Raw genomic sequence first — 20,583 nt, 5'->3', positions numbered from 1 at the left:
CTACCCCAAGGACTGGGCCAGCCCCTCGGAGGGCCCAGTCGATTGCGTCGCCCGCACACGGGGAATCACCTCGAGCGCAAAACGCCGCATCTCGGCTTCGAATGGCTGGAATTGCAGCATGAACAGTTCGATGCCCGCGGCATGGAACGCCTCGATGCGCGCCGCGACCTCGTCGTAACTCCCGACCAGCCCGGCGGCCGTGCCGCCGTTGCTGCCGACCCGCGGCGTCTTCTGCATGGTCTGCATCATCACGACCTTGGGATCGGTATTCTGCTTCTGAATGGCTTTCATCGGTGCATCCTTTGCGGCGAGGCTGAGCAATCGCTCATACGCGGCCTGCGCCTGCTCTCGGGTCTCGCGCGCGACGACAAAGGCGGACAAGCCGAAACGCAGCGGCGGCGCCGAACCTCGCGGCCGCGCCGCGACATCCGCGATCAGGCCGGCTACATCGTCGAGCGGCTGGCCGTTGATGAACCAGACATCGCCATGGCCGGCGACGAGATCGCGCGCCGGCTCGGACTCGCCGCCGACATAGATGAGCGGACGCCTGCGATATAGGCCGGCCGGGCGCAGCGCATAGTCGGTGACGTTGAAGTGTTCGCCAGCATAGGTGAGGCGCTCGCCCTCCATCAGGCGCGAGACGACGGATATCCATTCGCGGCCATACGCATAACGCGCATCGTGCTCCGGAAAGCCGATCCCGGCCTTCTCCAGTTCCGGGCGATTCCAGGCATTGACCAGATTGATCGCGAACCGGCCTCGGCTGATGTTCTCGATGCCGAGCGCCAGCTTGGCGAGCACCACGGGGTGATAGAGATACGGCTTGATCGCGGCGATGATCTCGATGCGCTGCGTCAGCGCGGCGATCGCAGCGGCAGCGCTCCAAGCTTCGAGCTGATCGAGATCCTCCCGATGCGGATTGATCGTGTGCTGCGCGATCAGCGTCGAATCATACCCGAGGTCCTCGGCAGCAAGGATGAGATCACGATTGCGCTCCCAAGAGGCATCGTAGGGCTCTTCCGGGTCCTGATGCGCCGCACGTGGGCCATGCACCAGCGCCCAGATGCCGAAGCGAAGAGGTGCAGCCGTCATTATGCTCTCCCGTAACTCTCTCGACTTTGAGCGTTCTCGCCAATGGCTGGCGCAAGTTCAAGCAGACCTGCATCAAAAGATTTTCTTTGTCGCGCATCCACGCGGCGACGACAGCAGATCACTCCGGATCTGACGACAATTGAAATACCGCTCTATTTCTGTGAGCTCGATTTCGTGGGACATTTTGTCGAGACGGCAAGTGATTGGCGTCACATCGCATGCATCGAATGCAGCGCGTAAAACGAGGTCTCGCGTCTTGAGCAATATCGAACTGAGCGGCATCTACCGCACCGTGATCGGTGCGGACAGCGCGCCGTCGTCGCAAGGCGGCGACAACGCACTCGCTCCGACCGCTCCGAAAAGCAAGCTTGGCGCTCGCGGCCTTCAGCTTCTGTCGTGGTTCGCCCCGGTCGTGCTTGTCGTCATCTGGGAATGGCTGGCGCAGGCGGGATGGCTCTCGCCGCAAGTCCTGCCCGCGCCGAGCAAGGTGATCCGGACCGCGTTCAAGCTTGCGACCACGGGGACACTGCTCAACGACCTCGGCGTGAGCTTGCTGCGGGCGGCGGCGGGATTCGCGATCGGCACGGCCGTCGGTGGCGGCCTTGGCATTCTCGTCGGCTTCTCAAAGATTGCCGAAGCCGCAATCGACCGCAGCGTGCAGATGATCAGGGCCATTCCGTTCCTCGCAGCCCTACCCCTGGTCATCGTCTGGCTTGGCGTTGGTGAGACGCAAAAAATCTTCCTTGTGGCCCTCGGCGTCACCTTCCCGATCTACATCAACACGGTCCTCGGTATCCGCCAGGTCGACCCAAAACTGCTCGAGCTCGGCCGCGTCCAAGGCCTGAGCTCTATCCAGCTGATCCGACGGATCATCCTTCCCGGCGCATTACCGTCGATCCTGACCGGGGTCCGCTATGCGCTGGCGACGGCATGGCTTGCGCTGGTCGTAGCCGAAACCATCGGCGCGCAGTCGGGTATCGGTTTTCTTGCCATGGACGCGCGCGAATTCCTGCGCACCGACGTGATCATGCTGACGATCGTGATTTATGCGCTGATTGGCGTCGCAGCCGACGGCATCGCGCGCTTCCTCGAACGGCGCCTGCTCGCCTGGCATCCGAACTACGGAGCAGCACGATGAACGCGCACGTCGCTCCGCTGTCGGCTGCCTCATTCGAAGCCGGACCCGCCGTCGTTGTCAGCAATCTCGTGCGCAGCTACGGCAGCCGCGCCGTGATCGAAAAGCTGAACCTGCGCATCGAGCGAGGCGAGTTCGTTGCGTTGCTTGGCGAGAGCGGCTGCGGCAAGACCACGCTATTGCGGGCGCTCGCGGGTCTCGATTCGATTCAAGGCGGCCGCATCGTCGCGCCGCGGCGGCCGGCGGTAGTGTTCCAGGAGCACCGGCTCCTGCCCTGGGACAGCCTCTGGCGCAACGTCTCGCTTGGCCTGCGGGTGCCGGACGCGCGCGAACGCGCGGCCGAAGCGCTGACAGAGGTCGGCCTCGGCGACCGTCTCGACGATTGGCCGCGTAATCTTTCCGGCGGACAGGCCCAGCGCGTCGCGCTTGCCCGCGCGCTGGTCCAGCAGCCCGAGCTTCTGCTGCTCGACGAGCCGTTTGCCGCATTGGACGCGCTCACCCGCATCCGCATGCATGAACTCGTTCGCGAGCTCGTCGCCAACCATCAGCCGGGCGTTCTGCTCGTCACGCACGACGTCGATGAGGCAATTGCGCTCGCCGACCGTATCCTGGTGATGCGGAACGGCGCCATCGCTTTCGAGCATCGCGCCGGGCGTGACGGCTCGATACCCATCTCGCGCGCCGAGCTCCTCGGCGAGCTTGGCGTGGTTTCCCACTCTCCCAATTAGTTCATCCGGAAGGCAAATATGTCCGACTACTCAATCGCCAAACCATCCCGGCGCAGCTTTCTCGGCTCCGCAGCCTTCGGAATTGGCGCGCTCGCCGGCATGAATATCAGCGAATTCGCCCAGGCCGCGCCTGGCCGGACCACCGACACCGTTCGCCTGACCTGGGGCCTGAGCGGCCTCAATCTGATCGCCAAGGAGCGCGGCGAGTTCGAGAAAATGCTGGCCAAGGACGGCATCAAGGTCGAATGGCTCGGGCCCTTCCCGAACCACGCCCCGACCTTGCAGGCGGTCACCGGCGGCAGCGCCGACTTCAGCTTCGGCGGCAGCACGACGCCGGCGCTGGCCGCGATCATCGCGGGCTCACCGCTGGTGTTCACCCAGTTCGTGGTCTACGAGCCGCGCACCACGGCAATCATCGCCAAGGACGGTTCCGGCATCGACAAGATCGAGGACCTCGTCGGCAAGTCGGTCGCGGTCAACCGCTCCGGCCTCGGCGAATTCCTGCTGGTCGCAGCGCTCGAGAAGCACAAGGTCGACCGGTCCAAAGTCAAGTTCGTCTATCTCAATCCGCCCGATGCGGCGCCCGCCCTCGCCTCGGGCAAGGTCGACGCCTGGTCGATGTGGAGCCCCGGCGTCGACATTGCCCGGCTTGAATACAAGGCGCACGACATCTTCCTTGAGGGTCGCGATCTCGACTTCCAGATCGACTACACGTCTTACCTCACCACCCGCAAATTCGCGACCGACAACCCTGCCCTCGTCCGCGCCGTAAACGATACGTTCCGCGCCGAAGGCAAGTGGATCTCGGAGAACGGCAAGGACGCCGAGTACATTGCCCAGAAAGCGGGCAAGTACAGCGACGAGGTTCGCGACCAGTTCATCGCGCTGAAGCGCCAGTATCGCTACTTCGGCGTCAACGACGAGCGCTTCATCAGCGAGCTGCAAAAGGCTGCCGACTGGCTCGTCGCCCGCAAGGTTTTGCCCGAGCCGGTCAAGGTGACCGACCATCTCGCCCAGCTCTGAGAACGCGACCAACAGGCCAATCATGAACAAGACCGTATCCGCTCCCTCCCTCGGCACATCGGAGCCGCTCAAGACCGCCTCGCCGGAGCTGGAGGCGTTGCTCAACCAGATCGCCGAGGGGGCAAGCGCGCGCGAACGCGACCGCGTGCTGCCCTTCGATGTCATCGATCTCATCCGCCGCGCCCGTCTCGGCGCCTTGCGGCTTCCGGTGAACGCCGGCGGCGCGGGCAGCACGATCCGCGATCTCTTCGCTTTCGTGATTCGCCTCGGCGAGGCCGACGCCAATGTCGCGCATATCCTGCGCAACCATTTCAGCGTGGTGGAACGGCTGGTGCGTACGCCCAAGGACGAGCAGAGCCGCGCGTGGCAGAAGGCGGTCGCCGAAGGCGCCATCATCGGGCTCGCCACCACCGAGCTCGAAAGCCCCCGCGTCGGCAATGTCACGCCGGGGACGACCTTCACGCCTGACGGAAACGGCGACTACTTCCTGAACGGGACCAAATATTACAGCACCGGCACACTGTATTCAGATTACGTCCTCGTCCGCGCCGCCGATCCTGATGGCACCAGCGGCGCGACCATCGTTCCGATCAAGCGCGACGGCATCGAGCTGGTCGACGACTGGGATGGGCTCGGACAGCGGCTCACTGCAACCGGCACAACGCATTTCCGTAACGTCAAGGTCAAACGCCAGGAGATCGTCTTCGACACGCCCGACACGGGCTACGGCGTTGCCTACTCCAACACGTTCGCCCAGCTGTTCCTGACTGCGGTCGTTGCCGGCATCGCGCGGGCGACCCTGCGTGACGCCACTGCCCTGATCCAATCGCGCAAGCGCACCTTCTATTACGCGCCGACCGAAATTCCGACCGACGACCCCCTGCTTCAGCAGACCGTCGGCCAGATCGCAAGCGGTGCGTTTGCGGCCGAAACCGTGGTGCTGGCGGCTGCCGAGGCGCTGGACGTTGCAACCGACGCCTTCGACGCGGGCGCAGCGAACGCCGCGGAGGCCGCCCACACCGCCGCGCTGCTCTCGGCCAAGGCCAAGATCGTCGCCGACGATTTCGCGATCCGCGGCGGCAGCCTGCTGTTCGACGTCGGCGGCGCTTCCGCGACCAAGAAGGTTACCAATTTCGATCGCCACTGGCGCAATGCGCGGACGCTGTCCTCGCACAATCCGACGACCTACAAGGCGCGCTCGATCGGCCAGTACGAGATCAGCGGCACGCCCCTGCCGGCGAAGGGCTTCTTCTAGGCAAGATGGCGCCGCATTCGATGGTCCGATGCAAGGAGAGACAGACATGGGAAAGTCGGACATCCATCTGGTCACTGACAGCAATGAGATCGAGCACCAGTTCCGCACCGTGATGCGCCGCCTCGCCGGCGGCGTCAGCATCATCACGGCCGGCCGCGATGACGACATCACGGGGATGACGGTCACGTCGCTGACCTCGCTGAGCGCGAGCCCGCCGCGCGTGCTGGTCAGCGTCAATCGGCAGGCTTCGTCCTTTGCCCCGATTGAGCGTCACAGGGTGTTCGGGGTCAACATCCTCGGATCCGACCAGCAGGAGCTCGCGAACCGATTCAGCAATGGCAGACTCAAGGGGGCGCAGCGGTATGAAGGCGTCGCCTGGACGGCTGGGCTATCCGGCGTCCCCCTGCTTGGCAATTCACTGGCGACAGTCGAGTGCCAAGTGGAGGAGATCATCGAGCGGTATTCGCATGGGATCATCGTCGGCAGCATCTTGAGCTTCGAACTGTCGCCCCAGTTGTCGGGACTGGTATACTGGAACGGTCAATACATCGAGATAAAGCACGATTTCGATCTGGACTTGCTCGCCGAGATCAGCATCCCTCTGGCGCATGTCAGGTAGGAGCACTCCTGCAGCTTCTCGAGCTCCCGCATCAAACGAGGGCAGCATGAAACGCGAAATCCCGACCTCGGACCTGGAGCCCACTTCCAGGCGGTGGCAGCTCGACCGGATCGTGGCCGAGCTACGTGTCTCCCGGGAGGAGACACACAGCATTCGCAGGGATGGCGAAGCCCGCCAGGCCCCATCGCGCGAAGCGCTGGAGGCGGTCCTCGATGGCCTCACGGCAGCACTGTTTCCACGGCATTACGGTCGCTCTGAGCTCGACGGCGAGAATATCGACTATTTTGTCGGAAATACCCTCAGCGTCGCCCTGGACTCGTTGTGCGACCAGATCCATCGCGGCGCCCTCTTCATCGGCGACGAACTCACCGCCGGCTTCCGCCGCGAGGACGCCATAGAACTGACCCGGACATTCGGCTCGCGACTGCCGATCGTGCGCGGGCTCCTCATCAATGACCTCAGGGCCGCCTTCGTCGGAGACCCCGCCGCCCGCAATTTCCCCGAGATCCTGATCGGCTATCCCGGGATGACAGCGATCATTCATCACCGCCTCGCCCACATCCTGCACGGGCTGGGTGCCCGGCTTATCGCTCGCCTGATCGCCGAGATCGCGCATACCCGCACCGGGATCGACATTCACCCCGGCGCGAGCATCGGTTCGGGCTTCTTCATCGACCACGGCACCGGCGTGGTCATCGGCGAGACGGCAATCATAGGCGACAACGTCCGCGTCTATCAGGCCGTCACGCTCGGCGCCCGTCACTTTCCGACCGACGACGATGGCAGTTTGATCAAGGGCGACGCCCGCCATCCGATCGTGGAAGACGACGTCGTCATCTATGCCGGCGCTACGATTTTGGGCCGGATCACCATCGGTCGCGGATCGACGATCGGCGGCAATGTCTGGCTGACCCAGACTGTGCCGCCGAACAGCATCGTGACCCAGGCCACGGTCCGCAATAAGCAAGGCTAGACAGCCGGCGCCTTCCAGCGCATCAGGCGACGCTCCAGCGCCTCGAGGATTGCGTTGAAGGCGAGGCCGATCACGGTGATTCCGAGGATGCCGAAATACATCTGAGGGATCAGGAAACTGTACTGGCTGTTGATGATGAGATAGCCGAGCCCGGATTTCGCGCCCACCATCTCGGACGCGACCAGCACCAGCATCGCCGAGGCGCTGGCCAGGCGGATGCCGACGAAGATCGTCGGCAGCGACGCCGGCAGGATCACCTTCCGGAACAACTGGCTCGGCGTCGCCCCCATCGTCCGCGCCGACTTGACCAGAAGCGGATCGACCTGGCGGACCGCCGCGATCGTATTGAGCAGCAGCGGCCAGGCGCAGCTGTAGACCACCATGGTGACCTTCGACAGTTCGCCGATCCCGAGCAACAGGATGAAGACCGGCAGCAGCGCAAGCGGCGCCGTGTTACGCGCGATCTCGATGATCTGGTTCAGGATATCGCCAAGCCGGGCGTACCACCCCGTCAGCACACCCAACGGCACGAACAGGACGATGGCGATCAGGAAACCGCTCAGGGCCCGAAGCAGACTGGCACCGACGTCGTCATAGAGCTCCCCACTCTGTGCAAGCTGCCAGCCCGCGACGATCACCTCGGAGAACGGCGGCAGGAAGGTCACGTCGATGAGACCGAAGCGCGGCGCCGTTTCCCAGACGGCGAGGAACAGCAGCAGCAGCAGGGATCGTTGCCCGAAGATGGCGAACCATCGTACCAGGCCGCCCGTGACCGCCGTGATCGCGCCGCCGCGCTGCGCGGCCCGATCCTTCGGGCTTCCCTCGGCCAGCTCCAGCAGCGTCAAGATCTCCAGATTAGACATGAGCAAGCTCCTTCGCCTTTGCGATCCGCTCGCCGTCCGAGATCGCGGCCTGGGAGCCTTGCGCCTTCAAGACCTCGTCGCGCAGCAAGGACCACACCTCGTGCCTGACATGCCCGAACCCGGGCAGCGATCGTACATCCTCGGTCTCGCTGTGCAGCTCATCGGGAATATCGATGACCTGCTTGATGCGGCCGGGGCGCGAGGTCATCACCGCCACGCGCTGGCCCAGGACCACGGCTTCGTCGATACCGTGGGTGATGAACAGAATGGTCTTTCCGGTGCGGCGCCAGATCCGCAGCAGCTCTCCCTGGAGAGTCTCTCGCGTCTGTGCATCGAGCGCCGCGAACGGCTCGTCCATCAGCAGCACCTCCGGATCGTAGGCAAGGCTGCGGGCGATCGCGACGCGCTGCTTCATGCCGCCGGAGAGCTCGTGCGGATACCGGTCGGCGAAGCCGGACAGACCGACCAGGTCGAGATAATACAGCGCCGTCTCCCGCCGCTCCCTGGCTTTCAGGCCGGCAATGTCGAGCCCAAACTCGACATTCTGCGCAGCCGTGCGCCATGGAAACAGCGCATATTGCTGGAACACGATGCCGCGGTCGCGCGCCGGTCCCTCGATGACCTTGCCATCGAGCAGGATGCGGCCGCTGCTCGGCGTCGTCAGGCCCCCGAGCAGGTCCAGCAGGGTCGACTTGCCGCAGCCGCTCGGCCCGACCAGCGCAAGGAATTCGCCTGCACGCACATCGAGCGTGATGTCGTCGAGCGCGGTGAAGCGCTGCGCCGGTCCGCCGTCCTTGCCGCGGACCAGGAACTCCTTGCGGACATGTTCGAAGCGGATCTTGGCCGTCGTCATTTGGCCTCCGCGGTCTTGCCCGGGCGGAAATAGTTGAACTCGTTGGTGTAGAGATCCGACGGCTTGAGCTGGTCCTGCTTCAGCAAGCCATCCCTGACCAGCCAGTCGATCCAGACCTGGAGCTCGGCATCGCCGATCACGCCGCCCTTGGTCGCGACGCCCGTGCTCTTCCAGTACTTGATCGGGGTGGCGTCCTCGTTGCGCTTGCGATCCGCGACGATGCGTTCGAAGCGGGCGCGGACCTCCTCCGGCGACGTTGTCTGAGCCCAGTCGATGGCACGAGACACGCCCTCGATCAGCTTGCGGGACGTGTTCGGATTGTCCTTGATGAACTTGTCCCGCAGCACATAGGCCCCTCCGGTGAAGTTCCCGAAGACGTCCGTATCCGCAAACAGCCGCCGAATGCCGCCGCGCTCGAGTGCCTTGTCACGCAGGACGCCGCCGAGCGTGCTAAGCTCGACCTGCCCCTGCCGCAGCGCCTGCTCACCCGTGACCGGCGGGATCGCAACCAGCGTCACCTGCTTCGCGTCCGCCGGCGTCAGGCCGTTGCGAGCCAGGTACTCGCGCAGCACGAATTCATGGTGCGCTCCCAGCGTATTGACCGCGACCTTCTTGCCGATCAGGTCCCGCGCGGTCTTGATCGGACTATCCTCCTTCACGTAGTAGCCGCTGTAGGTGTTGTCGTCCGAGCCGTAATAGCCGACCACTGCCTTGATCGGCGCCTTGGCGGCGATCAGCTTGATGATCGCGCCGTAGAAAGCGCCACCGATGTCGATATCGCCGGTGACGACGGTCTGGATGTCCTGCGGTCCGCTGATAGTGTTGCCGACCCATTTGAGCTTGAGCGGCGCGAGATAGCCGAGGTCGTCAGCCAGCTCGATGAAGGTCACCTGCCCAGCCCAGCCCTGGTAGCGGATCTCGGTCTTCTCGAGCTGCGGCTCGGCCATAGCACTTCCGAAGAGCCCTGTCAGACCGAGGGCGGCGAGGCCAAGTTGCCGACGTCTTGCACGGAGCCCGGCAACCAGCCGGCGCAGAGCGGAGATAGCGATTCTCATTGTGTTCACTCCATCGCTCGTTTTCAGGCGGCCTTTGCCTGCGGCTTCGCCACCTTGACGCGAGTGACGCTGCTCCGGCCGTCGATGCTGACCGGCACTTCGCCGTCGATGGTGGCGCGCCGGACCACGCGGTGCTGGTCGCCATAGTCGTTCACGGCGTAGTGCTGGGTCGCGCGGTTGTCCCAGATCACCACGTCCCCTTGCCGCCAGCTCCAGCGCACGGTGTTCTCCGGCGCGGTGATGTGCGACTGGAAGAGATCAAACAGCTTCTGGCTGTCGTATTTCGACAGGCCGACGAATCGCTGGACGAAGTTGCCGAGCACCAGCGTGCGTTCGCCGGTTTCGGGATGGACGCGAACGACGGGATGCTCGGTCTCGTAGACCGTCGCCGTGAAGACCTCATCGAATTGCTTCCGGTCGGCCTCACTCGCTCGGGTCTTGACCGCATAGTCATAGGCATTGCTGTGTACCGCCCAGAGCTCGTCCGCGAGCTTGCGCAGCGGTGCCGGCAGATCGAGATAGGACGTGGCCGTGTTCGACCAGATCGTGTCACCGCCGTACTCAGGGATTACCACCCCGCGCAGAACCGAGATCTTCGGATAAGCGTCGACGAAGGTGACATCGGTGTGCCACTGGTCGGCGCGGCCGCCTCCGCGCGCGGAGTCGAGTTCGAGGATCGAGGCCGTGCCCTTGGTGGCGCCGACCGTCGGATGCGGCACCAGCCTGCCGAGCCGATGGGCAAAGCGCTCCTGCTCGGCATCGTCGAGATGATCCTGGTCACGGAAGAAGATGACCTTGTGCTCGAGCAGCACCTGGTTGATGGCGGCAATCGTCCGATCCGGAAGATCACCGGACAGCTTGATGTTCCTGATCTCCGCGCCGATACGCGCCGATCGCTTGACGATATCCGCGCGCGGAATGACGTTGTCGATGGTGATTCCGTCAGTCATGTCATCTTCCCCAAGACCGCGATCCGTTTGGACAAGGCTCCGCCGTGCGCCGATCGCTGCTGCGACGGCGGAGTGAAAGACAGTGATGTTGCGATCGATCCTCTTGCAGGACTGCCGTCTGCTCTGACGGCAATCGCGTCTGGCGGGATCTTCCGTGGGAGGCTGCATCAATGCAGCCTCTTGTTCAGTCACAAGATGCTAACTCAAGGGCTTCGGAAATAGCTTCCAAAGTTCGAGGCAGTTGAGAAACAGACGCATCCGCGGTCATGGCGTGTCCAGTTGCTACTTGCGCTCTGATCTACTCCGCAGCGACGATGTAGGGCGAACGCCAAACGGCCGACGCATAAAGTGACGGCTCGAAATCGTCCGCGATCGGCCCGTTGATCCGGGTCTCATGCGCAGGGAGGTCGTCAAGAAACAGATCCCTGCTGATCCGCGCGACGACGCCCGGAATATCGCGCTTGAAGCTCGGCACGTCTCCAATCGGCAGGCCGAAGCTGACGAACGCCGCGGGATTGAACACATGGATGTTCCGCAAGTACGGCGCGCGGCCGGGCTCCTTCTCCAGGAATTCATGCCCCGCGCCGAGATAAGGATGCGCACCCAAGGCCTCATCCTGCTCGCTCGCTGCCGGAGAATAGCGGTCGCGCCATAGCAGGATCTCGTTCGAGAAGGCAGCGAGCTCCAGCCGCTTTGCGAGATCGACCTGGTAGCCCGTCCCCGCGATGACGAAATCGAACGCGATATCGCCTTGCGGCGTGGTTGCAAGTAGTCGCCGCCCGAATGGCTTGGCTGAGGTCCACGGCGCCGCCAGATGAAGGTGGAAGTTGGGGAATTTGACCGCGCGCGCGATCGCGTCGGGCGGCGGCGTCGACCCCGCGCGACGAAAGCGGATGGCCTGATGCCAGCGGACCGCGTCCGGGAGCGCCCCATAATTGTCATATGCGCCCGGATATCCGCGCGTCCTGATCACGGGCTCCGAGGCCAGCTTATCGCGCCGTGCGAACAGGTGCACCTCCCTTGCACCGGCCTCGAGCGCAACCGCCGCCGCATCGAACGCGGAGGCCGCACTGCCCAGCACTGCGACCGACTTGTCGCGCAGTTTTCCGAAATCGATCGCCTCCAACGTATGCGCGTAAAGCTCCTTAGGCAGATTGCGCGAGAGCACGTCGGGAACGGACGGACCGCCGTTGCTTGGGAAACCACTGGCGAGGATGATCTTGCGGGCGGTTTCGACCCTTGCCTCGCCGGCGACGTCGAGATGAAGCCGCAAGTGATCCGCTGCCGGCTCGATGCGAAGAAGCTTCGTCCGGTAGCGCACCTCGATGCCGAGCGTCTTGCGATACCAGTCAAGATAGGCCGCCCAATCGACGCGGGAAATACGATCGACCGCTTCGTAGGCGGCCGCGCCATTGCGGGCTTCATACCACGCCCGAAAACTCAACCCCGGCAAACCGAGCTCGGGTCCGGGCAAGCCCTTCGGCGTCCGCAGCTTGTGCATGCGCGCACTGCTCAGCCATGGGCCCGACGAAGCGGCATCGCTTGCAGCATCGATCACCGTGATCTTGCCGATGCCAGCACGGCGCAGTGCGAAGGCAAAAGCGCTTCCGGATTGGCCGCCCCCGACGATGGCGACGTTGTGGTCAACCCCGTGACGATCCGGGACCCAGTTCTGCGGGTCGGGACCAAGCAGACGCAAGGTCTCACAAGCTGCGGCGTCGACATCAGATTGAAACATGTTGCACCCGGATTTGTCGGCATCAGATGCGACCAAATCGTAGAAGCCGGCGACATTCAGTCAATGAAATGGATTGGGTTTTGTTTGGCGGCACGAACAACGAACCCACCGCCGGGTCACGGCGCGTTGAAAGATTTGCTTCGACTGCGCGAAGTGAGCCAGGGCGGGCGACGGGACATTCGATCGCCACGCCGCCTTCAGTTGAGATGGTCGGTTCGCAACATCATCTCCTTAGTGCGCTCCCATCGCTAGATTCATGCTCGCGTCGCACCGAACAACGTAAATCCATTTCATCGACTTTTCTCGCCCCGACAACATAGAGTTCGTCTCGATCAAGCCGTCTCGACGGCGCGTTGGAGATTTTGGAAAGTACGATGTTGACCGCCGGCGTCATCAGCCTCGAACGGGACACGCCTGAGCTTGCACGCACCTACGAACAGGCTGGCATCCTCCAGTTTCACCATGGCAAATTCCTCATCGGGCCGCTGGCTTTGAAGGCCGGTGATCACGTGCTCGATATCGGTGCCGGCACCGGCCGCCTGACCGAATTCGTTGCGGGACTTGTCGGCCCGACCGGCCGCGTGGTCGGCATCGATCCACTGGAGAACCGGATCACCATCGCGCGGCTGCGCGCATCGCAGACCCTGACCTTCGATGTCGGCCGTGCCGAGGACCTTTCGCGCTTCGGGCCTGCGGAATTCGACGCCGTCTACCTCAACAGCGTCTTCCACTGGATCGCGGACAAGCGGCAGGCGCTGCGTGAGATCGAACGGGTCCTCAAGCCGGACGGCCGGATCGGGCTGAATGTGCAGGATCCGACCAAGCCTCACGAGTCGCGAACCCTGCTTCGTGAGGCCATCGAACAGGCCGGGTTCGGCGCGAGAAGCAGCGAGTCGCATCGCGTGCTCGGCGCGACGGACGACGAGCTCAAGACGCTGTTCGCCGAGACCGGCTTCGTCGATTACCGAAGTGACCTTCGTTCGCTGGTCGATCTGCACGGCGACGTGACTTCGGTGCTCGGATGGTCCGAGGCGAGCGCCTTCGGCAACTTCCTCGGCGGCTTCTCGCCAGCGGAACGGGCAGCGATCGACGCCGCCTTTGCCGCGCTGGTCGAGACGAAGCGCACGCCGGAGGGCCTCCGCCTCGAACGATACCTGCGCTTCGCTTTCGCGCGGAAGCTGGGATCACAAGCCACCTCTTCCATCTCGTAGCCGCTCCGGCCTCCTCCCCGGCCTTCGCATCTGGAAGTTCGAACCATGAGCAACCCACGGCAGCTTGTTCTCAACCTCTTCATCTATCCCGGCGGCCATCACGAAGCCGCGTGGCGCTACAAGGGGTCGTCGGCGGAGCGCATTCTCGACATCACCTATTACCAGGAGCTGGCGCAGCGCGCCGAGGCCAGCAAGTTCGACGCTATCTTCTTCGCCGACGGGCCGGCGCTGGCCGACAACGTCCGCTTCGCCCAGCGTTTTCGTTTCGAACCGATCACCTGGCTGGCTGCGATCGCCGCGGTGACCAAGCGCATCGGCCTGATCGCAACGGCATCGACCACCTATACCGAGCCCTACAATCTCGCGCGCCTGTTCGCCTCGCTCGACCATCTGAGCAAGGGTCGGGCCGGCTGGAATATCGTGACGACCAGCGCGCCGCAGGCCGCGCAAAACTTTGGATTGCCCGAGCATCCGCCCCACCATGAGCGCTACGAGCGCGCCCGCGAATATCTCGACGTGATCTCGCGGCTTTGGGACAGCTGGGAGGACGACGCGCTCGTCAACGATCCCGCTTCCGGCGTCTTCGCCGAGACCAGCAAGATCCACACGCTCGACCATGTCGGCAAGCATTTTCGCGTTCGCGGCCCGCTGAACATCTCGCGCACACCGCAGGGCCGGCCGGTCTATGTGCAGGCCGGCTCCTCCGATGACGGTCGGGCCTTCGCTGCCCGCTTCGCGGAAGCGATCTTCACGGCGCACCAGACGCTGGACTCCGCCAAGGCTTTTTACGCGGACATCAAGCGACAGGCCCGCAGCTTCGATCGCGGCCCCGACGAGATCAAGATCCTGCCCGGCATCAGCCCCTTCATCGGCAGCACGCAAGCCGAGGCCGACCGGCTCCAGGAGGAGTTCAACGAGCTGATCCAGCCGGAATATTCCCTGACGCAGCTGCGCCAGATGATCGGCGTCGATCTCACCGGCTACGATCTCGACGGTCCCGTTCCCCGCCATTTGATCGACACCGCGAGCGCACGCGGCGTCGCCAGCCGCTTCAAGCTCGTGGTCGACATCGTCGATCGCGAGAAGCCGACAATCCGGCAACTGGTGCAGCGCCTCGCCGGCGCGCGCGGCCATTGGGTCATTGCCGGCACGCCAGAAAAGATCGCCGACAACATCCAGGCCTGGTTCGAGGGCGGCGCGGCCGACGGCTTCAACGTGATGCCGCCTTGGCTGCCCGGCGGCTTCGATGTCTTTGCCGAGCAGGTCGTCCCGATCCTGCGCAAGCGCGGCCTGTTCCGCGAGGGCTACACCGGCACGACGTTGCGCGAGCATTACGGCCTCGCCCGCCCCGCCAGCATCTACTCCAACCAGGTCAAGGCGATCGCCTGACACCGCATCCGCACTCCCGTCCAGACTCGAGATCAGTAAGAAGACATGAAGATAGCGTTGTTTCTCCTCTCGGGCCTTCTGGCTCTTTCCCCGTTCGCCGCCGGAAATTCTTTGGCACAGCAACCCGCAAAGCCCGAGCTGCGGGTCGGTTTCGTGCCGGGGCCGTACATCGATGAGTTCAAGATCGGCGTCGAGCCCGAGCTGAAGCAGAAGGGCTACAAGATCCGCTACGTCGAATTCTCGACGGGCCTTGAAGCCAACAACGCGGTGTTCAAGTCCGAGATCGATGCCAATGTGATGCAGCACACGGTCTTCCTGGAGTCCTATAACGAGCGCCAGAAGACCGATCTCGTCGGCATCGTCCACGTCCCGACGCCCCCGATGGGCCTCTATTCGAAGAAGCACCCGCTGGGCACGCCGATCAAGCCGGGCTCCAGCGTCGCGGTGCCGAACGATCCCGTCAATCTGCAGCGCGCGCTGTGGGTGCTGCGCGATCTAGGCCTGATCGAGATCCGCGACAGCAAGCCGGTCGACGTCACCGAGCTCGATGTCATCAAGAATCCCGGCGGTATCAAGCTGGTCCCGCTCGAGGCCGCGCAGGCGCCGCGCGCGCTCGACGACGTCGATTTCGCCGCCATCCAGGGCAATTTCGCGATCTTCAGCGGGCTGAAGCTGACCAATGCCTTCGCGCTGGAGAAGATGACGACGCCCTACATCAACGTGCTCGCGGTGAAGAAGGCGAACGCCAATGCCGAATGGGCCCAGGACATCGTGGCCGGCTACAAATCGCCGACGTTCAAGACGGCGATCCGGGCGGACCATTTCTATGACGGCTTCACCCTGCCTGACTACATGAAGTGAAGGGATCGCGAACCAACAGCGACACACGGCATGTTCGAATTCACCCTGGAATGGACCGGCCTCCGTTCTCCCGCCGAGCGGGCGAACGACGCGCGAGCGGTGACCGATCGCATCGGAAGGCATGAGGCATTGATTTTCCCGCTAGTGCTGCTGATCGCGTTCCTGTTCGTACTCGGCCTGGTGACGGGGGCGCACCTGCATGAGCGAGCCGACCGGAGCCTTTTGTATGCATCGTTCGGCAGCATGGGAATGCCCATGCTGCCGATGGTGCCGGACTCCTGCCGCAGACCGTTGAACACCGGTTCCACACAGCAGCTGCGGCACGCTGACGTTCTCGCGCTGCTCGCGAACGACTGATCCAACGCCTCCGCGCTCCTTACACCGCATGAAAATCGTTCCTTGCGAAACGGCGCCATGGAATTTTCTGCTCGAACAGATGACGGTCTCAGTGCGATCCAACCAAACTGATCGTGGCCAGCGGCTGGCGATATTCAACGTGTTACCGCTCGTGATAGCCTTGTCGGGTTCTCGCCCTACACCGTTGTCCGGAGTGAACATGAGCTACGTCATCTCGCTGCATTCATGCTTCGCCAGTTGGCTCGAACAGGCACGCGGATGGTTCCGGCACTCACTGCGGCCACAGACGGGCGGCCCGAACGATGACCAGGGCGGCCATCAGGACGACCTTTACGAGATCTTCCTGTTCGGGCCCCACGGCTGACAATTTCGCCCAAACGCCGGCCCCCAAGCTTCCCCCTGACACAGAGGTAATCCGACATGACCGACGCTGCCTTGCAGCTCGCCGAGACAGGCCGCCGCCTCGATACCATCGACCGCAAGATCCTGACGGTGCTTCAGGAAGACGCCTCGCTGTCGGTGGCCGAGATCGGCGACCGGGTCGGCCTGTCGTCGACGCCGTGCTGGAAACGCATCCAGCGGCTCGAGGCGGACGGCGTGATCCTGAAGCGCGTCGCGTTGGTCGACCAGAACAAGATCGGCCTAGGCCTCTCAGTGTTCGTGTCGGTAGAAAGCTCCGATCACTCCGATGCCTGGCTGAAACGCTTCGCCGCGGCGGTCAGCGCCATGCCTGAGGTGATGGAATTCTACCGGATGGCCGGCGACGTCGACTACATGCTGCGCGTCGTGATCCCGGATATGCAGAGCTACGACGTGTTCTACAAGAAGCTGATCCACGCCGTCCCGCTCAAGAACGTCACCTCGCGCTTTGCGATGGAGAAGATCAAGTCGATCACGGCCCTGCCGGTGCCGCTCATCCTGGTGGAATAAGTGTTAAGGAACGGCGAACCTACACACGCGACGAATTGCCGATATCGGATCGAAATGTCCCCAACTTACGCCCCCCTTCACTCCGATTTTTGGTAATCCATATCAGCAGAGAGCTGCCATCGCATGTCGCGACGCCACATATCCCCCGGCTCTCAGACATCGCGCGGCTTACTCGAAGAGCGGTCGTTAGGCTCGCTCCTGCGCTCCTAGGCCCAATTGTGAAGCGGCGGCCTCTTATCGCTCAGCACGTAATGCCGATCAAATGATACTTCCATCGCACCGGGTCGTGCAGCGTATGGGCTTCTGAGACCGACGCAACACTTTCTAGGAACGGCGCCAACTCACCTCACTCGGTGGTATCGACAAGCGACAGCGCCGAAAACTGCCGGTGGTCATCGATCATCCCTATGATGGCTCAACTCCCGGCGTTCTCGTGCATGCCTTGCCCACCTCGAGATTGGGACGTTGTATAGATTCAATGCGGTCGAACTGAACAACTGCCGTCGAATCCCCGAGTCATCGGTTGCCTCCTCGACATTTCGAATCGACTTCAGCACTACCGGTGCGGGATCGCGCACAAATCTCCACACAGGAGACCAATCCGTGCCAAAGAGCAGTCTACTCGGCCCAATCACCTGCAGAGCCCGTCTCAAATGGTTCGAGGACGAGCCTGAAACCTCCAAATAGACATTCTCATTTCGCATAGCGACCGACAGGCAATTCTCGAAAAGGTGATCTATCTCTCTGCCCATCTTGGTCAGAATGATGCGCGCCGAAGGATGCCGGTTCGCCACCTCATCTACCCATATCGGATCCCCATAGTAGAGACCGCCGGGAAGCTGAGTCCAGGCGGTTGGAATCTGGACACTGGTTTCGTGAGCGGCAATCACCTCCATCATCGGCGCCAAATCGTCGGCAATATCTTCGGGATGAAGTTTCCGAGTCAGCCGCCTTAGAAAGATCTCGCCTACACCGATCATTCCAAGTTCAGTGATACATCGCTCCAGCTCCTCCGCGACGTCCCGCGGAGACATCATCCTCCCCTTGTCGCGCGGATCGTCAGCCGGCGTCGGCCAAGGGGTCGGGACGGCGATAGGAATTAGCCGCTCGGGATGGCGAGCCGCGATCGCCGCCACGAAATCATTGCTGATACCAGGCCGGCTTTGAACGATGGCTTTCTCGACCCCAAACTTGTCCATATCCTTGAGAAGCGCCTCTCCGTTGTCGAGCGGCTCCTCACGCGCGAATCGCTCGTAGAGCTCGCGATGGCGGGTCCGAAATGCGACGACATCGGGCACGGTGGACAGCAAGTGACCGGCGCTCTCGACCGAGGGGAATGTTCCGACGTGAACGTGACTGTCGATGATCATGATCGTTCCGCAAGAAGCTTCCCTGTTTCACGACGCAGGCCGGAATGGCTTCGGCTGGTGCGCATCACGCCTGCCAGTTCCACACCGCATCGCGAATCTTGATGGCCTTGGGAATGAGACCCAGCTTGAAGAACAGATCGGCCACCTCCTGCTGACTCTCAATCACGTCGTCCGTAACCGGCGCAATCGCATAATTCGCGCGCTCTGCCGCCAATCGTTGGGTCTCAAGTTCAATCCCGGTGATCTCGGCGAGTTGCTGGGCGATCTCGCCCCGGTGATCCTGCGCCCATGATCCGATCGGCCGGAGTTGCGCCAACACCTCGTTGACGGCCTGCGGGTTCTCATTCACGAAACCGCGCCGGACGACCAAAAAATTGTAGGATTTGATATCCGCTCCCAATGACGCAATCACGCGCCCGTTGAACTTCTGCTCGGCCAGGGCGAGATAGGGGTCCCAAACGACCCACGCGCTGACATCGCCTCGCGAAAGCGCCCCGGGCGCGTCGGAAGGCGCCAAGAATACCGCGGTCACGTCCTCGTATCCAAGGCCAGCCTTCTGAAGCGCGGCAACGAGGAAGTAATGCGAACTGGTTCCCTTCGCGACAGCAACCTTCTTGCCCTTCAATTCCCCAACGTGCTTGATGCCCGACTGCGGAAGAACGACGATCCCCTCTCCGCCATCGCCGGACCGCTGCGCGGCGATGTACTGGACATCGAAACCAGCGGCTTGCGCAAAGATGATCGGTGTGTTTCCCGACGACGAAAAGTCCATGCTGCCGACATTGACGGCTTCGAGCGCGGGATTGCCGTAAGAGAATAGTTTCCAGACGATCTCACTCCCCCGCGGCTGAAAGAACTTCTCGAGTACTTTCTGCTGCTGCGCGACAACGAGAATCCCACCGCGCTGATAAGCGAAGCGAATTTCCTTGGGCCTGGCACCACGATTCTCGACCGCCGCATTCTGCGCGAAGATCGTTCCCGGCGCGAATGCTGCGGACCCGACTGCAAGCCCCTGGAGCAAGCGGCGACGCAACAGGTTCACCGAGTCTTCTGAAACTTCAGGATACCGCTGCTTGGACATCAATTTCTCCGGCCATCTCGACGAAAATTATCGATCAGCAGATCGTTGTAACGATCCGACTTCGTCGCATGATCTTGCGCGAGTCAATGACGCTGGAGAATTAAGAAAATTCATGTTGCTTTCGCACGCAATTGAGCAATGCATCTCCGCAGAATAGCGCGAAGCTGAAACGCCATTCCGGCTACTCTCAATCGGAACGGCCTCGGCGTGATTGCACACAATCGTTTGCTATCGCCGGCACGGCGAATGATGCGGCATGGCCTAACAACAAGACGAATGCGAGCGATACGGCTCCGACCATCGATCATAGCCGCAGGCCGCGCGTCACTTGAGCTGGCCAGCCGTCAAAGACAGAAGATCGCCGTCCTGCGGGATCAGAAGCTGCTGCGGTCCGATCCCTTGATCCTGGGCGGTTTGTTGCAGATCGATCCGGCTCACGGTCGCATGATCAAGGGAGTCCATATGTGTCGCAATCACCACCGCGTCGGGCGCGAGCCGGCAGGTCTCGACCGCCTGCGCCGCATCCATCGTGATGAGATCGCCGTCCCATTTCGCTCCGCAGGGATGGATGACGATGACGTCCGGCCGGCTTCCCGCGATGTTGGCCTCGACCGCGGGATACAGCACGGTGTCGCCGGCCCAGTAAAGCGACGGCTCGTCCTTCGCCGTGATCGTGAAGCCCATCACCGAGCCCATCTTCTGCACGACCGGTCCCAGGCCATGGCTGCCCACACGTCGCTGGAACCGGATGTCCTGCCAGACGTATGCGTCGGCAAGCGGCGTGACGTTGCCAAAGCCGTAGGAACGGATCTTGTCTTCATCGCCGGGCTGGCAGATCAACGGCAGATGTTTCGGCACCAGCTCCTGCGCGACGGGATCGAAATGGTCGGCGTGGAGGTGCGACACGACGACGAGCTCGACACCATCGAGGATCTCCTCCGGGCCGACTGGCAGCTCGACCAGCGGATTTGGGGCACGCCCGGTAAAGGACGGCCGTGAGCCTTTCGGTGCGAAGAACGGATCGATCAGCACCGACCTGTCCAGAATGTCCAGCTTCAGAGTCGCGTTGCGCAGGAGCCTGAACTTCATCGTCGTTTCCT

The 20,583-nt window shown here is 62.8% G+C and carries 21 protein-coding genes; 12 read left to right on the top strand and 9 right to left on the bottom strand.

The window, feature by feature from the left end; translation table 11 throughout:
• Complete coding sequence (locus WN72_RS14060; RefSeq protein WP_092214581.1) at positions 1-1,092, bottom strand: LLM class flavin-dependent oxidoreductase; 1,092 nt, start codon at positions 1,090-1,092, stop codon at positions 1-3.
• 391 nt (positions 1,093-1,483) lie between these two features.
• On the opposite strand from WN72_RS14060, the gene WN72_RS14055 reads away from it, so the two are divergent.
• From WN72_RS14055 to epsC, 6 genes are read left to right on the top strand one after another with little or no spacing between them, the layout of a single operon-like run.
• Entirely contained in the window at positions 1,484-2,230 is a 747-nt protein-coding gene (locus tag WN72_RS14055) for an ABC transporter permease subunit (RefSeq protein ID WP_092214937.1), read from the top strand.
• Positions 2,227-2,955 (top strand): ABC transporter ATP-binding protein, encoded by a 729-nt coding sequence (locus tag WN72_RS14050; RefSeq protein ID WP_092214578.1) that lies wholly within the window; start codon positions 2,227-2,229, stop codon positions 2,953-2,955. Before WN72_RS14055 ends, WN72_RS14050 begins: the two co-directional genes overlap by 4 nt.
• A gap of 18 nt (positions 2,956-2,973) precedes the next feature.
• Positions 2,974-3,978, top strand: a complete 1,005-nt coding sequence (locus WN72_RS14045) for an NrtA/SsuA/CpmA family ABC transporter substrate-binding protein (protein WP_092214576.1) — start codon at positions 2,974-2,976, stop codon at positions 3,976-3,978.
• 22 nt (positions 3,979-4,000) lie between these two features.
• A complete protein-coding gene (locus tag WN72_RS14040) occupies positions 4,001-5,233 on the top strand; it encodes an acyl-CoA dehydrogenase family protein (RefSeq protein WP_092214574.1) in 1,233 nt (410 codons plus the stop codon).
• Between the two features lie 46 nt (positions 5,234-5,279).
• The gene (locus WN72_RS14035) at positions 5,280-5,852 is read left to right on the top strand and encodes a flavin reductase family protein (protein WP_092214571.1); all 573 of its coding nucleotides are present in this window, start codon (positions 5,280-5,282) and stop codon (positions 5,850-5,852) included.
• A 46-nt stretch (positions 5,853-5,898) separates the two neighbouring features.
• On the top strand, positions 5,899-6,825 hold the full coding sequence (gene epsC / locus WN72_RS14030) for a serine O-acetyltransferase EpsC (RefSeq protein WP_092214568.1): 927 nt from the start codon (positions 5,899-5,901) through the stop codon (positions 6,823-6,825).
• Here the strand turns inward: epsC and WN72_RS14025 are convergent.
• The 5 genes from WN72_RS14025 to WN72_RS14005 all read right to left on the bottom strand — a co-directional run bounded on the left by WN72_RS14025 (position 6,822) and on the right by WN72_RS14005 (position 12,284).
• Positions 6,822-7,688: an ABC transporter permease gene (locus WN72_RS14025; protein ID WP_092214566.1), complete on the bottom strand. Its 867-nt coding sequence runs from the start codon at positions 7,686-7,688 to the stop codon at positions 6,822-6,824. The genes epsC and WN72_RS14025 overlap by 4 nt on opposite strands.
• Positions 7,681-8,541: an ABC transporter ATP-binding protein gene (locus tag WN72_RS14020; protein ID WP_092214565.1), complete on the bottom strand. Its 861-nt coding sequence runs from the start codon at positions 8,539-8,541 to the stop codon at positions 7,681-7,683. Before WN72_RS14020 ends, WN72_RS14025 begins: the two co-directional genes overlap by 8 nt.
• On the bottom strand, positions 8,538-9,488 hold the full coding sequence (locus tag WN72_RS14015; RefSeq protein WP_244553711.1) for an ABC transporter substrate-binding protein: 951 nt from the start codon (positions 9,486-9,488) through the stop codon (positions 8,538-8,540). Before WN72_RS14015 ends, WN72_RS14020 begins: the two co-directional genes overlap by 4 nt.
• Positions 9,489-9,619: 131 nt before the next feature.
• Entirely contained in the window at positions 9,620-10,546 is a 927-nt protein-coding gene (locus tag WN72_RS14010; RefSeq protein ID WP_092214563.1) for a TauD/TfdA dioxygenase family protein, read from the bottom strand.
• 298 nt (positions 10,547-10,844) lie between these two features.
• A complete protein-coding gene (locus WN72_RS14005) occupies positions 10,845-12,284 on the bottom strand; it encodes an FAD-dependent oxidoreductase (RefSeq protein WP_092214561.1) in 1,440 nt (479 codons plus the stop codon).
• Positions 12,285-12,658: 374 nt separating this feature from the next.
• On the opposite strand from WN72_RS14005, the gene WN72_RS14000 reads away from it, so the two are divergent.
• The 6 genes from WN72_RS14000 (at position 12,659) to WN72_RS13975 (ending at position 17,032) form a co-directional block, all read left to right on the top strand.
• A complete protein-coding gene (locus WN72_RS14000; protein ID WP_092214558.1) occupies positions 12,659-13,495 on the top strand; it encodes a class I SAM-dependent methyltransferase in 837 nt (278 codons plus the stop codon).
• Positions 13,496-13,540: 45 nt separating this feature from the next.
• Positions 13,541-14,884 (top strand): LLM class flavin-dependent oxidoreductase, encoded by a 1,344-nt coding sequence (locus WN72_RS13995; RefSeq protein ID WP_092214556.1) that lies wholly within the window; start codon positions 13,541-13,543, stop codon positions 14,882-14,884.
• A 45-nt stretch (positions 14,885-14,929) separates the two neighbouring features.
• Positions 14,930-15,745 carry a MetQ/NlpA family ABC transporter substrate-binding protein gene (locus WN72_RS13990; protein WP_092214554.1) on the top strand — a complete coding sequence of 272 codons (816 nt, stop codon included), beginning with the start codon at positions 14,930-14,932 and terminating at the stop codon, positions 15,743-15,745.
• A 30-nt stretch (positions 15,746-15,775) separates the two neighbouring features.
• Positions 15,776-16,102, top strand: coding sequence for a hypothetical protein (locus tag WN72_RS13985; protein WP_092214552.1), 327 nt, complete (start codon positions 15,776-15,778; stop codon positions 16,100-16,102).
• Between the two features lie 199 nt (positions 16,103-16,301).
• Positions 16,302-16,466, top strand: a complete 165-nt coding sequence (locus tag WN72_RS13980) for a hypothetical protein (RefSeq protein ID WP_167380734.1) — start codon at positions 16,302-16,304, stop codon at positions 16,464-16,466.
• Between the two features lie 56 nt (positions 16,467-16,522).
• Complete coding sequence (locus WN72_RS13975) at positions 16,523-17,032, top strand: Lrp/AsnC family transcriptional regulator (protein ID WP_092214549.1); 510 nt, start codon at positions 16,523-16,525, stop codon at positions 17,030-17,032.
• A 392-nt stretch (positions 17,033-17,424) separates the two neighbouring features.
• On the opposite strand, the gene WN72_RS13970 is transcribed toward WN72_RS13975, so the two are convergent.
• The 3 genes from WN72_RS13970 to WN72_RS13960 form a co-directional block, all read right to left on the bottom strand.
• The gene (locus WN72_RS13970) at positions 17,425-18,402 is read right to left on the bottom strand and encodes an amidohydrolase family protein (RefSeq protein WP_092214547.1); all 978 of its coding nucleotides are present in this window, start codon (positions 18,400-18,402) and stop codon (positions 17,425-17,427) included.
• Positions 18,403-18,466: 64 nt separating this feature from the next.
• Complete coding sequence (locus WN72_RS13965; RefSeq protein ID WP_092214545.1) at positions 18,467-19,483, bottom strand: aliphatic sulfonate ABC transporter substrate-binding protein; 1,017 nt, start codon at positions 19,481-19,483, stop codon at positions 18,467-18,469.
• Positions 19,484-19,807: 324 nt separating this feature from the next.
• Positions 19,808-20,572, bottom strand: coding sequence for an MBL fold metallo-hydrolase (locus WN72_RS13960; RefSeq protein ID WP_092214543.1), 765 nt, complete (start codon positions 20,570-20,572; stop codon positions 19,808-19,810).
• Positions 20,573-20,583: the final 11 nt, after the last annotated feature.

The sequence above is a fragment of the Bradyrhizobium arachidis genome, assembly GCF_015291705.1.
Taxonomy (GTDB): Bacteria; Pseudomonadota; Alphaproteobacteria; order Rhizobiales; family Xanthobacteraceae; genus Bradyrhizobium; species Bradyrhizobium arachidis.
Note: the sequence above shows the minus strand (reverse complement) of the source record. Positions and strands in the feature narration are given on the sequence as shown.

Excerpts from the sequence above, each read along its gene's own strand:
- WN72_RS13995 (WP_092214556.1), top strand. The coding sequence starts at position 13,541 with ATGAGCAACCCACGGCAGCTTGTTCTCAACCTCTTCATCTATCCCGGC.
- WN72_RS14060 (WP_092214581.1), bottom strand. The coding sequence starts at position 1,092 with ATGACGGCTGCACCTCTTCGCTTCGGCATCTGGGCGCTGGTGCATGGC.
- WN72_RS13965 (WP_092214545.1), bottom strand. The coding sequence starts at position 19,483 with ATGTCCAAGCAGCGGTATCCTGAAGTTTCAGAAGACTCGGTGAACCTG.
- WN72_RS13960 (WP_092214543.1), bottom strand. The coding sequence starts at position 20,572 with ATGAAGTTCAGGCTCCTGCGCAACGCGACTCTGAAGCTGGACATTCTG.
- WN72_RS13990 (WP_092214554.1), top strand. The coding sequence starts at position 14,930 with ATGAAGATAGCGTTGTTTCTCCTCTCGGGCCTTCTGGCTCTTTCCCCG.
- WN72_RS14035 (WP_092214571.1), top strand. The coding sequence starts at position 5,280 with ATGGGAAAGTCGGACATCCATCTGGTCACTGACAGCAATGAGATCGAG.
- WN72_RS14050 (WP_092214578.1), top strand. The coding sequence starts at position 2,227 with ATGAACGCGCACGTCGCTCCGCTGTCGGCTGCCTCATTCGAAGCCGGA.
- WN72_RS14045 (WP_092214576.1), top strand. The coding sequence starts at position 2,974 with ATGTCCGACTACTCAATCGCCAAACCATCCCGGCGCAGCTTTCTCGGC.
- epsC (WP_092214568.1), top strand. The coding sequence starts at position 5,899 with ATGAAACGCGAAATCCCGACCTCGGACCTGGAGCCCACTTCCAGGCGG.
- WN72_RS14010 (WP_092214563.1), bottom strand. The coding sequence starts at position 10,546 with ATGACTGACGGAATCACCATCGACAACGTCATTCCGCGCGCGGATATC.
- WN72_RS13985 (WP_092214552.1), top strand. The coding sequence starts at position 15,776 with ATGTTCGAATTCACCCTGGAATGGACCGGCCTCCGTTCTCCCGCCGAG.
- WN72_RS14015 (WP_244553711.1), bottom strand. The coding sequence starts at position 9,488 with ATGGCCGAGCCGCAGCTCGAGAAGACCGAGATCCGCTACCAGGGCTGG.
- WN72_RS13970 (WP_092214547.1), bottom strand. The coding sequence starts at position 18,402 with ATGATCATCGACAGTCACGTTCACGTCGGAACATTCCCCTCGGTCGAG.
- WN72_RS14000 (WP_092214558.1), top strand. The coding sequence starts at position 12,659 with ATGTTGACCGCCGGCGTCATCAGCCTCGAACGGGACACGCCTGAGCTT.
- WN72_RS13975 (WP_092214549.1), top strand. The coding sequence starts at position 16,523 with ATGACCGACGCTGCCTTGCAGCTCGCCGAGACAGGCCGCCGCCTCGAT.
- WN72_RS13980 (WP_167380734.1), top strand. The coding sequence starts at position 16,302 with ATGAGCTACGTCATCTCGCTGCATTCATGCTTCGCCAGTTGGCTCGAA.
- WN72_RS14040 (WP_092214574.1), top strand. The coding sequence starts at position 4,001 with ATGAACAAGACCGTATCCGCTCCCTCCCTCGGCACATCGGAGCCGCTC.
- WN72_RS14025 (WP_092214566.1), bottom strand. The coding sequence starts at position 7,688 with ATGTCTAATCTGGAGATCTTGACGCTGCTGGAGCTGGCCGAGGGAAGC.
- WN72_RS14020 (WP_092214565.1), bottom strand. The coding sequence starts at position 8,541 with ATGACGACGGCCAAGATCCGCTTCGAACATGTCCGCAAGGAGTTCCTG.
- WN72_RS14005 (WP_092214561.1), bottom strand. The coding sequence starts at position 12,284 with ATGTTTCAATCTGATGTCGACGCCGCAGCTTGTGAGACCTTGCGTCTG.